This is a genomic window from Streptomyces fractus (genome assembly GCF_049844455.1).
In the GTDB taxonomy this organism is placed as follows: Bacteria; Actinomycetota; Actinomycetes; order Streptomycetales; family Streptomycetaceae; genus Streptomyces; species Streptomyces fractus.
In genome coordinates this window covers 8,960,221-8,974,659 of record NZ_JBMYHI010000002.1, presented here as the reverse complement: position 1 = coordinate 8,974,659, position 14,439 = coordinate 8,960,221, and the positions used below count along the sequence as shown (strand labels likewise).

Annotated in this window: 14 protein-coding genes; 2 read left to right on the top strand and 12 right to left on the bottom strand. The window is 72.0% G+C overall.

Annotated features, from left to right (window positions below; translation table 11 throughout):
* Positions 1–42 precede the first annotated feature (42 nt).
* Entirely contained in the window at positions 43–1,110 is a 1,068-nt protein-coding gene (locus tag ACP4E5_RS42910; RefSeq protein WP_425839627.1) for an AraC family transcriptional regulator, read from the bottom strand.
* Positions 1,111–1,316: 206 nt separating this feature from the next.
* Between ACP4E5_RS42910 and ACP4E5_RS42905 the strand changes: the two genes are divergently transcribed.
* Positions 1,317–2,447, top strand: a complete 1,131-nt coding sequence (locus tag ACP4E5_RS42905; protein WP_425839624.1) for an NDMA-dependent alcohol dehydrogenase — start codon at positions 1,317–1,319, stop codon at positions 2,445–2,447.
* 64 nt (positions 2,448–2,511) lie between these two features.
* Here ACP4E5_RS42905 and ACP4E5_RS42900 read toward each other — a convergent pair whose 3' ends face one another.
* Complete coding sequence (locus ACP4E5_RS42900; protein ID WP_425839621.1) at positions 2,512–3,195, bottom strand: GAF and ANTAR domain-containing protein; 684 nt, start codon at positions 3,193–3,195, stop codon at positions 2,512–2,514.
* A 110-nt stretch (positions 3,196–3,305) separates the two neighbouring features.
* Positions 3,306–4,118 (bottom strand): acyl carrier protein, encoded by an 813-nt coding sequence (locus tag ACP4E5_RS42895; protein ID WP_425839618.1) that lies wholly within the window; start codon positions 4,116–4,118, stop codon positions 3,306–3,308.
* Between the two features lie 361 nt (positions 4,119–4,479).
* On the opposite strand from ACP4E5_RS42895, the gene paaI reads away from it, so the two are divergent.
* Positions 4,480–4,860, top strand: coding sequence for a hydroxyphenylacetyl-CoA thioesterase PaaI (paaI, locus tag ACP4E5_RS42890; protein WP_425842107.1), 381 nt, complete (start codon positions 4,480–4,482; stop codon positions 4,858–4,860).
* On the opposite strand, the gene ACP4E5_RS42885 is transcribed toward paaI, so the two are convergent.
* From ACP4E5_RS42885 to ACP4E5_RS42845, 9 genes are all read right to left on the bottom strand, one after another.
* Complete coding sequence (locus ACP4E5_RS42885) at positions 4,841–5,341, bottom strand: nuclear transport factor 2 family protein (RefSeq protein ID WP_425839616.1); 501 nt, start codon at positions 5,339–5,341, stop codon at positions 4,841–4,843. The two genes, paaI and ACP4E5_RS42885, sit on opposite strands and share 20 nt — an antisense overlap.
* A gap of 98 nt (positions 5,342–5,439) precedes the next feature.
* Positions 5,440–6,600, bottom strand: coding sequence for a thiolase family protein (locus tag ACP4E5_RS42880; protein WP_425839613.1), 1,161 nt, complete (start codon positions 6,598–6,600; stop codon positions 5,440–5,442).
* Between the two features lie 40 nt (positions 6,601–6,640).
* On the bottom strand, positions 6,641–7,399 hold the full coding sequence (locus tag ACP4E5_RS42875; RefSeq protein ID WP_425839610.1) for a 3-hydroxyacyl-CoA dehydrogenase: 759 nt from the start codon (positions 7,397–7,399) through the stop codon (positions 6,641–6,643).
* 72 nt (positions 7,400–7,471) lie between these two features.
* On the bottom strand, positions 7,472–8,629 hold the full coding sequence (locus ACP4E5_RS42870) for an acyl-CoA dehydrogenase family protein (protein ID WP_425839607.1): 1,158 nt from the start codon (positions 8,627–8,629) through the stop codon (positions 7,472–7,474).
* A 92-nt stretch (positions 8,630–8,721) separates the two neighbouring features.
* A complete protein-coding gene (locus ACP4E5_RS42865; RefSeq protein WP_425839605.1) occupies positions 8,722–9,663 on the bottom strand; it encodes an acyl-CoA thioesterase in 942 nt (313 codons plus the stop codon).
* Entirely contained in the window at positions 9,660–11,336 is a 1,677-nt protein-coding gene (locus ACP4E5_RS42860) for a class I adenylate-forming enzyme family protein (protein ID WP_425839602.1), read from the bottom strand. The genes ACP4E5_RS42865 and ACP4E5_RS42860 overlap by 4 nt, the downstream gene beginning before the upstream one ends.
* Before the next feature lie 23 nt (positions 11,337–11,359).
* Positions 11,360–12,505 carry a CaiB/BaiF CoA transferase family protein gene (locus ACP4E5_RS42855; protein WP_425839600.1) on the bottom strand — a complete coding sequence of 382 codons (1,146 nt, stop codon included), beginning with the start codon at positions 12,503–12,505 and terminating at the stop codon, positions 11,360–11,362.
* Entirely contained in the window at positions 12,502–13,269 is a 768-nt protein-coding gene (locus ACP4E5_RS42850) for a crotonase/enoyl-CoA hydratase family protein (RefSeq protein ID WP_425839597.1), read from the bottom strand. Before ACP4E5_RS42850 ends, ACP4E5_RS42855 begins: the two co-directional genes overlap by 4 nt.
* Before the next feature lie 226 nt (positions 13,270–13,495).
* Positions 13,496–14,371: a universal stress protein gene (locus ACP4E5_RS42845; protein ID WP_425839594.1), complete on the bottom strand. Its 876-nt coding sequence runs from the start codon at positions 14,369–14,371 to the stop codon at positions 13,496–13,498.
* Positions 14,372–14,439 lie beyond the last annotated feature (68 nt).

Here is a 14,439-nt window from a genome sequence, read left to right as displayed (position 1 = left end):
ATTGATCGTTCGTTCAGGGCGTCGCCGCCGGGGGCGTGCCGCTCAACTCCCCTCGCGCTGGCGCGAGTCGGCTGCCGTCCAGCGGCGGAAGGCCCGCATGAAGCTCGACGGCTCCGAGTAGCCGAGCCGGTGCGCCAACTCGGCGGCGGACAACCGCTCGTGCCGCAGTCCGTCCTGTACGAGGGTGAGCCGTACGTCGTCGAGCAGGCGCCGGTAGGTGGTGCCCTCGGCGGCGAGCTTGCGGCGCAGGGTGCGCGAGGTGATGTTCATGCGGCGGGCGATGTGCTCGATGCCGGGGTCGGGGCCGCCGCCCGCGAGCAGCTGCCGGCGCACCGTACGGGCCGCGCCGCTGCCGCTCGCCCGCTGCGCCACGAGGCGTTCGCACAGCTCCCGACAGATCTGCGCGGTGTGCGGATTCCCGTGCGGCAGCGGGCTGTCGAGGCAGTCGCCGTCGTAGACGAGGGCCGTCGTCGCGGCGCCGTAGCGGACCGGCACGTCGAGGACCGTGGGCGGCGCGGCGCCCGGCGGCCCCGGGAAGGCGAGGTCGACGCGGCGCAGCGGGACGGGCGGGCCGCCCGCGAACACCTGGCGGCCGAGGACGATGTTGGCGGCGCAGTCCCGCTCGACGAGGAAGCGTCGTACGTCGGCGGGGATCCGGCCGCCGTCCATGCGGTGCAGGACGTCGCCCGCCTCGTCCACCACGGCGCTGTGCCGGGCGAAGCCGAAGGTCAGCGCCGAGTACCGCAGCCCGTACCGGAACACCTCACGCATGGTCGGCGCGCTGAGCATCGCGTAGCCGAACAGGCCGAACGTGGTGACGCGGTAGCGGGCCCCGACCTCGATGCCGAGTCCCGGGCGGTCGCCGAGCCCGTGCAGCAGATTGCGGACGACGGCGATCTCCTGCGCGGCCTCGACGAGGTGGTGCGGGTCGCCGAGGGCGGCCGCTTCGATGCCCGAGCCCGCGAGGCAGTCGGCCGGGGCGAGGCCCCGCTCCGCCGCGAAGTCGAGCAGCAGGACGACGCCCGATGCGGCGCGCGGAAAGTCCCAGTCGGTGAATCCCTCGGCGATGACCTGCGGCTGCGCGGCAGCCGTGTCCACCGACACGGTCATGACCGGCCCTCCGTTTCCCGCCGTCACGCTGCCAACGCCCGCACGCGTCAAGGGAGTTCATGACAGCACGGCGCTCTCGGCGGCCACAACCCGGCTGCGTGTCCGAATCTGTCCCGGCGTTGTCCGCTTCGGTCATGGAGGCGTCCGGGCGTGCCGCCATAACTTGGGGCAAGTGTGGCAACGTTGCCGAAGCAGGGAGGACGCGCATGCAGACCAGGGGAGCCCTACTCCACAAGCCCGGCGAGGACTGGACGGTCGAACCGATCGAGGTCGGCGACCCGGTCGCGGGAGAGGTGCAACTGCGCCTGGCCGCCTCGGGCTTGTGCCACTCCGACGAACACTTCCGCGTGGGGACGAACCTCACCGCCTCCTACCCGTTCCTCGGCGGGCACGAGGGCGCGGGCGTCGTGACGAAGGTCGGCCCCGGTGTCACGGGCGTCGAGGTGGGCGACCACGCCGTCCTCGGCTTCATCCCGGCCTGCGGTGTGTGCCGGCCCTGTTCGCAGGGCTTGCAGAACCTGTGCGACCAGGGTGCCAACCTGCTGACCGGGCAGTCGATCGCCGACAACACCTTCCGCACGCGCACCGCGGGCGGCGCGCCGGTCACGCCGATGTGTCTGCTGGGCACGTTCGCCCCGTACGTCACCGTCAGCCAGTCGTCCGTCATCAAGATCGAGAAGGATGTGCCGCTGGAGACGGCGGCGCTGCTCGGCTGCGGCGTCTCCACGGGCTGGGGCTCCGCCGTGTCCATCGGCAACACCCGGCCCGGCGACACGGTCGTGATCGTCGGTGTCGGCGGCGTCGGCATCAACGCGGTGCAGGGCGCGGCGGCGGCCGGCGCGCGGTTCGTGATCGCGGTGGACCCGGTCGAGTTCAAGCGGGACAAGGCGCGCGAGTTCGGCGCCACGCACACCTTCGCCTCCATGGAGGAGGCCGCGGGGCCGGTCGCCGAGCTGACCTGGGGCACGCAGGCCCACACCGTCATCCTGACCGTCGGCGAACTCCAGGGTGACCAGCTGGCCCCGGCGCTCGCCATGACCGCCAAGGGCGGCCAGGTCGTCGTGACGGCGATCGCGGACATGACGCAGATCGACGCCAAGGTCGGCCTGTTCGACCTGGCGCTGATGCAGAAGCGGATCCAGGGCGCCATCTTCGGCGGCATCAGCCCGCGCACCCAGATCCCGCGCCTCCTTGAGCAGTACCGCACCGGGCAGCTCAAACTGGACGAGCTCACCACGCGCACGTACCGCCTGGAGGAGATCAACCAGGGTTACCAGGACATGCGGGACGGCAAGAACCTGCGCGGCGTGGTCCGCTACACCGACGCGGACTACTGAGCCGCCACCGGCCCGGTACGGGGGCGGGGCGTGTCCTGGAAGGTCACACGCCGCCCCCGCTCACTCACACGCCGCCCCGCTCACTGACCCGACGGGCCACCTCACGGAGCTTGACGTTGTTCTCCTGCGAGTACCGGCGCAGTGTGGCGAACGCCTCCGCTTCGGTGAGGTTGTGGCCGGCCATCAGGATGCCCATGGCTTCGCCGATGATGTGGCGGCTCTCCACGGCGCGGCTCAGGGCGGCGTTCTCGCGAGCGCTGGAGAAGGCCACCGCGGCGTGCGAGGCGAGGAGCCAGCCGGCGGTCTCGCTGGCCTCCGTGAACTCTCCGGGCTTGGCGGAGTAGAGGTTGAGGGCGCCGAGGTCGCCCTCGTCCTCGGTGTAGAGCAGGAAGCCCATCATGCTGCCGATGCCGAGCTCGTGGGCGCGCGGTGCGTACGAGCGCCAGCGCGTCGTCTCGGTCGAGAGGTCCTTGATGCGGAACACGGGGTGCCGGGTGCGGGCCGCGTCGAAACAGGGCCCCTCGCTCAGCCGGCCCTGGAGCCGGTCGCTGTCGATGACGAGCTGATCGGTGGCGGCCAGCGTTTCGACCTGGCCCTTGCGCAGGACGAGAATGCCCGCCGCGTCGCAGCCCTCGACCTGGTCGACGGCCCATGCGGTGATCTTGTGCAGCGTCGCGTCCACGGACTCCTGCGCCAGGAGCTCGCGCGCCATCGCCGCCATGTTCAGGGCAAACTCACGCCATTCCACTTCGCGCTCCTCGGGCTTCGATTACGTCCGGCCGATGTGATGAGCCAAGCCTGCCCCGCCCGCCCCGGCCGGAACCTGTCATATGCCGAGGCGGGTGGGGCAGGTGCGGGTCAGCCGGTCGGGGCCGAGGTGTTGGTGACCGGGAGCGACTGCTCCGCCCCGGTCACGTAGAGATCCCGGGGAGCTGTGCGCAGCACGAACTTGTTGTCGTCGCTGTCGACCCGCACGGACATGACGAAGAATCCGTCGTGTTCGGTGGTCGTCTTCACGTCGTACTGGCTCTCCCAGTACGTCTGCAAGAAGACCTCGGTGTCGTAGGGGTCGACTCCCTTGGGTGTGGTGACCCGGCCCTGGACGGTGAGGATGTCACCTGCCTTCACCTTGCGCTTGTTGACCTTGTAGCTGACGGTGCTGGACTTCTTCTGGAGGCCCACGGTGGTGTCCGCGAAGTAGCCGTCCTGCGGGGTGTTCGGGTCTCCGTCCTCGTCGTACGTGGCCGAGATCTGCACTTCCTGGTCGGCGTTGAGCAGGCTGCTGGCGCCGACGTGGTCGATGTCGACGTTGGGGATGGTGAACTTCCCGTCGGCGTCGCTGACCGGTGTGCCGATGTCCCGCGGCTCGTAGTAGTTCGGGTCGATCGGATCACCCCAGGGGTTCCAGGTGGTGAAGCGGACGACCTCCTGGACGGTGACGGGGATGTTCGGCGCCGGGGTGCCGTCGGCCTTGGTGACGGTGCCGGTGACATCGACGCGGCGGTTGTCGTAGTCGGTGCTGGTCGGGTCGGTGGTCACGTGCAGGACGTAGGCGTCGCCGGATGCGGCGTCCGCGCTCTGCGCCGAGGCGGCGGGCACGGACAGGGCGCTCGCGGCGAGCAGGAGCGCGGCGACGGCGGCCGTCCGCGTCGGCAGGGTGTTTCTGGGCACGGTACAACTCCAAGTTCGGTCAGTTCGTGAGGAGTTGCGCCGGGCGGTACCGGTCCCGCCGCGGCGCGTGTGTGCATCACACATGGTTCGATCGGCGGGGCGGGGCGGGAGTTGCCCGCGGTACGGGTGCCGTTACACGGCTGTGGCGGGGGACCGTTTTGCCCGGGTTTCGTGTTCACCTCGATGTCGCTCGCGGGACACGCCCGCGGGGCCGCCCCCGGCCGACGGCCTTGACAAGCTTTCCGGACCTTGATTGCTTGGGCCCACCACGCACCGAATGGTCGGTCGGTGCGTCGTGCGATGTCGAGCGAGAGGGGAAGCCGGCGTGAGGGAATCCGTCGAACCGGGGCCCGCGGAGCGCATGTTCGCCGCGGACCTGGCCTCCCAGGCCCTCGGCATCGAACTCCTTGAGCACGGCGCGGGGCACGCCACGCTCCGGATGACGGTGACGGCGTCCATGGTCAACGGCCACGGCATCGCGCACGGCGGCTACGTCTTCCTCTTCGCCGACACGGCCTTCGCCTGCGCCTGCAACAGCGAAGGCCCCGTCACCGTGGCTTCCGGGGCCGACGTCACCTTCGTCGCGCCCGCGTACGAGGGCGACGTGCTGGTGGCCACGGCCCGCGAGGTCACCCGCTTCGGCCGCAGCGGCCTGTACGACGTACGGGTGACGCGCGGCGAGTCGGTGATCGCCGAGTTCCGGGGGCGCAGCCGCAGCGTCGCTACAGACCCAGGTCGCTGAGCCCGGGGTGGTCCTCGGGGCGGCGGCCGAGCGGCCAGTGGAACCTGCGGTCCGCCTCGGCGATCGGCAGGTCGTTGATGGAGGCGTGCCGCCTGCTCATCAGGCCGTTGTCGTCGAACTCCCAGTTCTCATTGCCGTACGCGCGCTTCCAGTCGCCCGCGTCGTCGTGACACTCGTACGCGAAACGGACCGCGATGCGGTGGCCGTCGAACGCCCACAGTTCCTTGATCAGCCGGTAGTCGAGCTCCTGGCTCCACTTGCGGGTGAGGAAGGCGACGATGTCGACGCGCCCGGCGGGGAACTCGGTGCGATTGCGCCACTGACTGTCGGGTGTGTAGGCGAGCGCGACGCGCTGCGGGTCGCGGGTGTTCCAGGCATCTTCCGCGAGGCGCACCTTCCGCACGGCCGTCTCGCGGGTGAACGGCGGGAGCGGCGGGCGTTCGGTGGCGGGCACGGACGCCGGGGCCGTGTGGTCGGTCATGCTGTGGCTCACTCCTTCTGTCGTGGCCGGCATGCGCCCACACCGCCCCGCGTTTCCTCACCGGGCCGACGTGTGTGCCCGTCTCGGGCCGAGGCGGCTCAAAGGAGTTCGAGCACCGTCGCGTTGGCCATGCCGCCACCCTCGCACATGGCCTGAAGCCCGTAGCGGATGCCGTTGTCCTTCATGTGGTGCACGAGCGTCGTCATGAGGCGGGCGCCGGAGCCGCCGAGGGGGTGGCCAAGGGCCATGGCGCCGCCGTTGGGGTTCAGGCGCGCGTAGTCGGCGCCCGTCTGGCGCTGCCAGCCGAGGGAGACGGAGGCGAAGGCCTCGTTGATCTCGTACGTGCCGATCTCGTCGAGCCGCAGCCCCGCGCGCTCAAGGACCTTGGCGGTGGCCGGGATCGGGCCCTTGAGCATGGTGATCGGGTCGACGCCGGTGACGGTGCCGGTGTGGAAACGGGCCAGCGGCGTCCAGCCGTTGCGCGCGGCCACCTCTGAGGTGGTGACGAGCAGGGCCGCGGCGCCGTCGGAGATCTGCGAGGCGTTGCCCGCCGAGATGACACCGTCCTCCTTGAACGGTGTCTTGAGCCCGGCCAGTTTCTCGACCGTCGTGCCGCGCCGTACGCCCTCGTCGGTGTCGAAGAGGGTGCCGTCGGCGAGGGGCACGGGGGTGATCTGGTTCTTGAAGCGGCCCTCGTCGATGGCGCGGGCGGCCTTCTCGTGCGAGTCGGCGGCGTGCTGGTCGAGTTCGGCGCGGGTGAGCCCGAACTCCTCGGCGATCATCTCGGCGCCGACGCCCTGGTTGAACACGACGTGGTCGTAGCGCTCGCCGACGAGCGGGCCGAAGGGCTTGCCGACCTGGCCGCCCGCGCGCGTGGAGCCCATCGGGACGCGGGACATGGACTCGACGCCGCCCGCGATGGCGATGTCGTACTGCCCGGCGATGACCCCGGCGGCGGCCTGGTGGACGGACTGCTGCGAGGAGCCGCACTGGCGGTCGATGGTGAGGCCCGGCACGGACTCGGGCCAGCCGGCGGCGAGCACGGCGAACCGGCCGACGCCGCCCGCCTGTTCGCCGACCTGGGACACGCAGCCCCAGATGACGTCGTCGACGGTGGCCGGGTCGAGGCCGTTGCGCTCGGCGAGGGCCTTCAGGACGTGGGCGGAGAGGTCGACGGGGTGGATGTCGGACAGCGCGCCGCCCGGCTTGCCCTTGCCGACGGGGGTCCGCAGGGCGTCGACGATGACTGCGTCACGCATGGTGAACTCCTAAGCCAGATACGGAGGTTGAATGAGTGGCCTACTTGGGGGCCATGCGGATGGCGCCGTCGAGGCGGATCGTCTCGCCGTTGAGCATCGGGTTGGCGACGATCGACTCGACCATGAGGGCGTACTCGGACGGCTGCCCGAGGCGGGCCGGGTGCGGCACCTGGGCGCCGAGCGAGTCCTTGGCCTCCTGCGGAAGGCGGCCGAGCAGCGGCGTCTCGAACAGGCCGGGCGCGATGGTCATCACGCGGATGTTCATGCGCGCGAGGTCGCGGGCGATCGGCAGCGTCATGCCGACGATGCCGCCCTTGGACGCCGAGTACGCGCACTGGCCGATCTGCCCGTCGAACGCGGCCACGGAGGCGGTGTTGACGATGACACCACGCTCGCCGTCGACCGGTTCGTTGCCGGTCATGGCCTGGGCGGCGAGGCGGATGACGTTGAACGTGCCGATCAGGTTGATCTCGACGACCTTGCGGAAGGTGTCGAGGACGTAGGGGCCCTCCTTGCCGACGGTGCGCCCGGCGGAGCCGATGCCCGCGCAGTTCACGGCGACGCGCAGCGGCGCGAGCGCGACGGCGGCCTCGACGGCCGCGGTGGCGTCGGCCTCGCTGGTGACGTCGCCCGCGACGAAGGTGGCGCCGAGTTCCTTGGCGACGTTCTCCCCGTCGGAGGTGGGCAGGTCGAAGATGACGACCTTGGCGCCCGTGGCGGCGAGCCGCTCGGCGGTGGCGCGGCCGAGGCCGGAGGCGCCGCCGGTGATCAGGGCGGAGGACTGTGCGTCGATCTGCATGGCAGGTCCCTTCGTGGGGCCGGTGGTGGGAGGGAGAAAGAGGTGTGGGAGGGGGAAGAGGAGTGGAGGAGTTCAGAGGCCGAGCGACTTGGCGATGATGGTCTTCATGACCTCGTTGGTGCCGCCGTAGATGCGCGAGACGCGGGTGTCGGCGTACAGGCGGGCGATCGGGTACTCGGTGACGTAGCCGTAACCGCCGTGCAGTTGCAGGCACTTGTCGATGACGCGGCCCGCGACCTCGGTGCAGAACAGCTTCGCCTTCGCGGCGTCGGCGACGGACAGCTCGCCCTCGTCGTGCAGTTCGAGGGCGCGGTCGGCCATCAGCTGCGCGGCCTCGACCTCGGTGGCGCACTCGGCGAGGACGAACTTGGTGTTCTGGAAGTGGGCGACCGGCTTGCCGAAGACGGTGCGCTCCTTCACGTAGTCGGTGGCGAAGCGCAGCGCCGCCGCGGCCGTCCCCGAACCGCCCAGGGCGATCATCAGCCGTTCCTGGGCGAGGTTGTGGGACAGGTAGGTGAAGCCCTTGCCCGCCTCGCCGAGCAGGTTCTCGGCCGGCACCTTGACGTCGACGAAGGCGAGTTCGGCGGTGTCGGAGGCCTTGAGCCCGATCTTCTGGAGCTTGCGGCCGACGGAGAAGCCCTCACTGGCGGACTCCACGACGAGGATCGACAAGCCGCCGCGGCGGTCCTCGGGATCGTAGGGCGCGGTGCGCGCGACGACGAGGACCAGGTCGGCGAGGGCGCCGCCGGTGATGAACGTCTTGGCGCCGTTGAGGACGTAGTGCGTGCCGTCGGCGGAGAGCTCGGCCCTCGTCTGGATGTTGGCGAGGTCGGAGCCGGTGCCGGGTTCGGTCATGGCGATCGCCGTCATGAGGTCGCCGGAGGCGAAGCCGGGCAGCCAGCGCTCCTTCTGCTCCCGCGTGGCGTACGTCATCAGGTACGGCAGGATCAGGTTCGCGTGCACCGAGTAGTTGCCGAAGGTGACACCGGCGCGTGTCGTCTCCTCGACGGCCACCGCCGCGAACTTGAGGCTGGCCTCGCCCGCGCCGCCGTACTCCTCCGGTACCTGGATGCCGAGCACGCCCAGCTCGCCGAGCCGGCGGTAGAAGTCGCGCGGCGGGTGCCCCTGTTCCTCCCACTCCTGGTGGACGGGCGTGACTTCCTTGGCGATGAAGTCCCGCAGCATCCGGCGGAACGCCTCGTGGTCCTCGTTGAACAGCGTACGGCGCACAGCGGCCCCTTCTGCCTGTGTAGAACGATCGTTAAGCTACGTCGGTCCGGCGGGGCCTGACAACCCGTCCCCGTGGACCTTTCACCCGCGCGTCACGAGACCCCGCGCGACACATGGAGCAGCGCCTCCTGGGTGACCGAGGCGACCAACTCCCCTCCCCCGGTCCAGAATTCGCCCCGCGCCAGGGTTCTGCCGTCCCCGGCGACGACGCTGTGGCACGCGAACAGCAGCCACTCGTCGACGCGCGCCGGCCGGTGGAACCACATGGCGTGGTCGAGCGAGGCGAGCGCGATGCCGCGGGGCCGTGGCTCGCCGTAGGCCACCAGGGCGGTGGGGGCGAGCGGGGAGTCGCAGATGTAGGCGAGGACGCAGGCGTGCGGGCCCGGCTCGTCGGGCATGGCGCCGACCGTGCGCATCCAGGCGTAGCGGTCGATGCGTCCGCCGTCGGCCGGTCCGGCGTCGACCCGCGATCCGTCGGGGCGTCGCTCCAGGGGCACTTCGCGGTACTCGACCGAGGTGCGCAGCGGATGGTCCTGCGGGCGGTGCGACCAGGCGTTCGGCAGCCGCTCGGGACCCGGCACGTCGGGCATGCCGGGCTGGCGCCAACTGCCGCCCGGTTGCGGCTGTTTGAACGAGACGCTCATGGTGAGCGACTCCTTGCCGTCCTGGACGCCGGTCACCTGCCGCATCGAGTAGCTGCGCCCGTCGCGCACGACCTCGGGCGTGAAGCGCACCGGCCGCTGCGGCGACAGGGCGCGCAGGAAGTAGGCGTGCAGCGAGTGCACGACCCGGTCCTCGTCCACGGTGCGGTGGGCGGCGTCCAGGGCCTGGGCGAGGACGGCGCCGCCGTAGCTGCGGTTGGCCGCGCGGCCCGCGTGGCAGTAGCCCTCGTAGGCGCCGTCTTCGGTCGCCTCGACCCGGACATGTCTGCCCTTCCCGAGTTCGCCGAGCGCGGCCGGGGGCGCGTCGTGCGGGTTGTCCGTCTCCCGGGGCGTTCCCCGGCCCGTCGCCTCGTGGACCATGCCGCCGCTCACGTCCGTGCCGCTCCCGCTTCGTCGGCGGCCGCGTACCGCTGCCGCAGGTCCGTCTTGAGGATCTTCCCGGCGGCCGAGACCGGAAGGGCGTCCAGGAAGTGGATCTCCCGCAGCCGCTGGTACGGGGCGACGTGCTCGGCCACGAACGCCATGAGTTTCTCGGCCAGTTCGGGGCTCGCCCGGTGCCCGGCGCGCGGTACGACGTACGCGACGGGGATCTCGCCGACCCCGGGCCGCGGCGCGCCGATGACGCTGGCGCCCGCGACGGCGGGGTGCCGGTGCAGCAGGTCCTCCAGCGGGGAGGGATAGACGTTGTACCCCTTGTAGATCAGCATGTCCTTGGCCCGGCCGACCAGGTACAGCCAGCCGTCCTCGTCGACGCGTCCCAGGTCGCCGGTGCGCAGCCAGCCGTCCTGGAACTGCTCGGCGGTCAGCTCGGGGTGGCCCTGGTAGCCGTCGGTGATCTGCGGGCCGCGCGCCCACACCTCGCCGGTCTCCCCGACGGGCAGGGCGGGGCCGCAGCCGAGGTCCCGAATCTCGACCTCGGTGTCGAATACGGGGGCGCCGACGCTGCCCTCGGGCACGGGGTTGTCGTCCACGAGCGGGTGCGCGGCGAGCGCCATGGTGGCCTCGGTGAGCCCGTAGCCCTCGACGATCGTGGCGTTCGGGAAGAGCGTGCCCAGGCGCCGCATGGTGTCCGTATCGACGGGCGCGGCACCGGAGTTGACGCTGCGTACCGAGGACAGGTCGAGGTCCTCGACGCCGGGCAGCGCGAGCAGGGCGTGGAAGAGGGCGGGCGATCCGGGGACGGACGTGACACCGTGTTCCTCGATGAGCCGCACGAAGCGGCGGGGTTCGAAGCGGCCCGCCATCACGACGGTACTGGCCACCGCCACGCTGACGGACTGGCCGACGAGGCCCATCGCGTGGAAGAGCGGGGCGAGCGCCACGACGGTCGACGTGCCCAGGTCCATCGAGTGCGCGGTCCGCGCCGCGGGCACGGTTTCGAGCGCCACCCGGCCCTCCGCGTCGATGCCGGGCACGGCGGCGCCGCGCCAGCAGGACATCTGCAGGGCGTTGGCGAGGACGTTGCGGTGCAGGACGCGCACCGCTTTGGAGCGCCCGGTGGTGCCGCCGGTGAAGGCGAGGTGGGCGAGATCGTCCCCGCTGACGTCCGCGCGCTCCCCCGGTTCGGCCGCCAGCACTTCCTGAAGGGGTACGCCGACGGGGACGGCGGGCGCGGTGGCCGTCGCTGTCGCCGTCTCCGGGACCAGGACGGTCAGGCGGACGCCCGGCGCGGCGGCCTCCGTGAGCGCGGGCGCGGTCGCCGGGTGGGTGAGCGCGGCGACGGCGCGCGCCTCGTCGAGCTGCTCGCGCAGCGCCGTGGGCGGCAGGGCCGGGTTGAGGGGGACGACGACCGCTCCGGCCAGCAGGATGGCGTAGTACGAGACGGTGAACCAGGCCGAGTTGGGCTGGTGCAGCGCGACGGCCTCCCCCTTGCCGACCCCGCGTGCGCGCAGTCCGGCGGCGAGCCGCAGCGCGGTGTCGTACATCTCGCCGTAGGTGAAGGTGAGTTCGCCGTCGCGCAAGGCGGTGCGGTCGGGGTGGTGGTGGGCGGTTCCGGCGAGCAGGTCGCCGACGGCTGCGTCGGGGTAGCTGAGGCTCTGGGGCATGCCCGGGGGCACGTAGCGCGTCGTCAACCGACGATTCCCTTCTCGCGGAGTGTGTCGATGTCGTCGGGGGCGAGCCCGGCCAGTGTGGTGAGGACCTCCGTGGTGTCGGCACCGACGCGCGGGGCGGGAGCGGGCTCGCCGGGCGGTGTCGTGGTGAAGCGTGGCGCGGGCGAGGGTTCGGGGCCGCCGTGGGGGCCGCGCCGGAAGGTCGAGCGGGCGGTGTTGTGGGGGTGCTCGGGCGCCTCGTTCAGCGACAGGACCGGCGACACGCAGGCACCCTGTCCGTCGAAGGTCCGGGCCCACTCGTCGCGGGTGCGCGTGGCGAACAGGCGCGCCAACTCGTCTTTCATCACCGGCCAGTTGGCGCGGTCGTGCTGACGCGCGAAGCGTTCGTCGCCTTCGAGGTCCAGGACGCGCAGCAGCGCCGCGTAGAACTGCGGCTCGATGGCGCCGACGGCGACGTGCCGGTCGTCGGCGCAGCGGTACACGGCATAGAAGGGAGCGCCGCCGTCGAGCATGTTGACGCCGCGCCGGTCCTGCCAGGCGCCGTTGGCCAGGAACCCGTAGGTCATGGCGAGCAGCAGCGCGGTGCCGTCGGTCATGGCGGCGTCGACGACCTGTCCGACGCCGCTGGTGCGGGCGTGCAGCAGCGCGCTGACGAGGCCGAGCGCGAGCAGCATGCCGCCCCCGCCGAAGTCGCCCACCAGGTTGAGCGGTGGCGCGGGGTCGCCGTCGGCGGGCCCCATGGCGTGCAGGGCGCCGGCCACGGCGATGTAGTTGATGTCGTGTCCCGGCTCCTGGGCGAGCGGCCCGTCCTGCCCCCAGCCGGTCATCCGCCCGTACACGAGCTTCGGGTTCGCGGCGAGCAGGACGTCGGGGCCGAGGCCGAGGCGTTCGGCGACGCCGGGCCGGAATCCCTCGATGACGGCGTCGGAGCGCGCGATCAACTCCCGTACGACGGCGGCCCCTTCGGCGTCCTTGAGGTTGACGGCGACCGAGCTGCGGCCCCGCAGGATGACGGGGTGGGGGCTGTCCATTCCCGCTTCGGCGGGGCGGTCGACGCGGATGACCTCGGCGCCGAGGTCGGCGAGCAGCATCCCGCAGAACGGGGCGGGCCCGATGCCGCCCAGCTCGACGACGCGTATCCCGGCGAGCGGCCCGGCACTCACCGGCCGGTCCAGCGCGGGGCGCGCTTCTCGGCGAAGGCACTGGCGCCTTCCCGCGCGTCGTCGGATGTCATCACCGGGCCCGCGATGTCCCGCATGCGCTGCCACTCCTCGTCGGCGGTCCAGTTCGGCGCGTTCGCGACGATCTCCTTGGTGGCGCGGACGGCGAGCGGCCCGTTGGCGGCGATGGCGCGGGCGAGCGCGAGCGCGCCGTCGAGGGCGGCGCCTGGTTCGGTGACCCGGTTGACGAGGCCGTAGGTGTGGGCGCGGCCGGCGTCGAGGAAGTCGCCGGTCAGGGCGATCTCCAGGGCGACGGAGTACGGGATGCGGCGCGGCAGCCGCAGCAGTCCGCCCGCCGCGGCGACGAGCCCCCGCTTGACCTCCGGAATCCCGAACTTGGCGTCGCTCGCCGCCACGACCATGTCGCAGGCGAGCGCGATCTCGCAGCCGCCGGCCAGCGCGTATCCCTCGACTGCGGCGATGACCGGCTTGCGCGGCGGCGCCTCGGTGATGCCGGCGAGGCCGCGCCCCTCGATGGTCGGGGTCTCGCCCTTGAGGAACGCCTTGAGGTCCATCCCGGAACAGAAGCTGCCGCCCGCTCCGGTGATGACGCCGACCACCTGGTCGTCCCTGCGGTCGAGTTCGTCGAGCGCGGCGGCCACTCCTTCGGCGACGACACGGTTGACCGCGTTGCGGGCCTCGGGGCGGTTGAGCGTGATGACGGTGATCCCGTCGGCGCGGAATTCGCTGAGCACGGCGTCGGTCATTGCGTGGCTCCCGGAGTGGGTCGCGGACTGCGTACGCTGCGACGGAGCGGCCGACGACCGCTTCGCCCGGCACGGCTCGGCCTCGCCCACCCCGCATTGAACATTCGTTAAGCTACGAGGGTGGGTGCGGGCCTGTCCAGACCCTTGATCAATTCCGGGATACGGCAGGGGTGTTCGCGCCGCGCGCGACCGCGCGGACGACCGCGACGTGTTCGTTTGTGGCTCGTCAGCGGCGCGTGACGAGGACCGGGCAGTCCGCGTGGTGCAGCAGTGCTTGGCTGACCGAGCCGAGCAGCAGCCCGTGGAAGCCGCCCCGGCCGCGCGCGCCCACCACGAGCAGGCTCGCCTCCTGCGACGTCTCGAGCAGGCTCTGCCGCACGCGGCCGTGCACCGAGCGCGCCTCGACCTCGACATCGGGGTGACGGCTCCGGCCGGCGGCCAGCGCCTCCGACAGGGTCGCCTCGCTGTCCTCGCGCAGCTTGTCCGTGTCGAACCAGAGCGGCGCGGGGGCGCCGGGGCCCGCGGGCCCGGTGCCGCTCCAGGTGTTCCACACATGCACGGCGAGGAGGTCCGTGCCGCGGCGGGCGGCATCGTCGAAGGCCTCCTCGACCGCCGCCTTCGCGATGTCCGAGCCGTCGACGGCGACCGCCACGGGGCCTTCCGGCCGCGATTCGGCGCGCACGACGAGGACGGGGCAGTCCGCGTGCGCGGCGAGGTGCACGGCGACCGAGCCGATCAGCAGGCCGGAGAAGGCGCCCAGGCCGCGGCTGCCGACGACGACCAGGTCCGCGTCGCGCGAACGGGCGGCCAGGACGGTGAGGGCTTCGCCCGTGACGACCTCGCCCTCGACCGGGGCGAGATCCGGTTCCTCGGCCCTGGCCCGCTCGACCGCCGCCGCCACGATCTCCTCGGCCCGGCGGCGCAGGCCCGGCTCCGCGGTGTCCGCGGACGACGAGCCGTGCCGGATCTTCAGCATCGGCCACGTGAACGCGTTCAGGATGCGCAGGCCGAGCCCGCGGCGTCGCGCCTCGTGCGCGGCGACCGCGACCGCCTCAAGGCTCGACTCCGACCCATCGGCTCCGACCAGCACGTGGCCCGCCATGTTGTGCTCCCTCGTCGGCTCTGCCGTCCTGCCCGGCCTGTCCGTCCTGCCCGGGTGGCTCCACTCTC

Bases quoted from the DNA above. Each gene is read 5' to 3' on its own strand.
- ACP4E5_RS42910 (WP_425839627.1), bottom strand. From the start codon at position 1,110: ATGACCGTGTCGGTGGACACGGCTGCCGCGCAGCCGCAGGTCATCGCC.
- ACP4E5_RS42905 (WP_425839624.1), top strand. From the start codon at position 1,317: ATGCAGACCAGGGGAGCCCTACTCCACAAGCCCGGCGAGGACTGGACG.
- paaI (WP_425842107.1), top strand. From the start codon at position 4,480: ATGTTCGCCGCGGACCTGGCCTCCCAGGCCCTCGGCATCGAACTCCTT.
- ACP4E5_RS42885 (WP_425839616.1), bottom strand. From the start codon at position 5,341: ATGACCGACCACACGGCCCCGGCGTCCGTGCCCGCCACCGAACGCCCG.
- ACP4E5_RS42880 (WP_425839613.1), bottom strand. From the start codon at position 6,600: ATGCGTGACGCAGTCATCGTCGACGCCCTGCGGACCCCCGTCGGCAAG.
- ACP4E5_RS42875 (WP_425839610.1), bottom strand. From the start codon at position 7,399: ATGCAGATCGACGCACAGTCCTCCGCCCTGATCACCGGCGGCGCCTCC.
- ACP4E5_RS42860 (WP_425839602.1), bottom strand. From the start codon at position 11,336: ATGCCCCAGAGCCTCAGCTACCCCGACGCAGCCGTCGGCGACCTGCTC.
- ACP4E5_RS42850 (WP_425839597.1), bottom strand. From the start codon at position 13,269: ATGACCGACGCCGTGCTCAGCGAATTCCGCGCCGACGGGATCACCGTC.
- ACP4E5_RS42845 (WP_425839594.1), bottom strand. From the start codon at position 14,371: ATGGCGGGCCACGTGCTGGTCGGAGCCGATGGGTCGGAGTCGAGCCTT.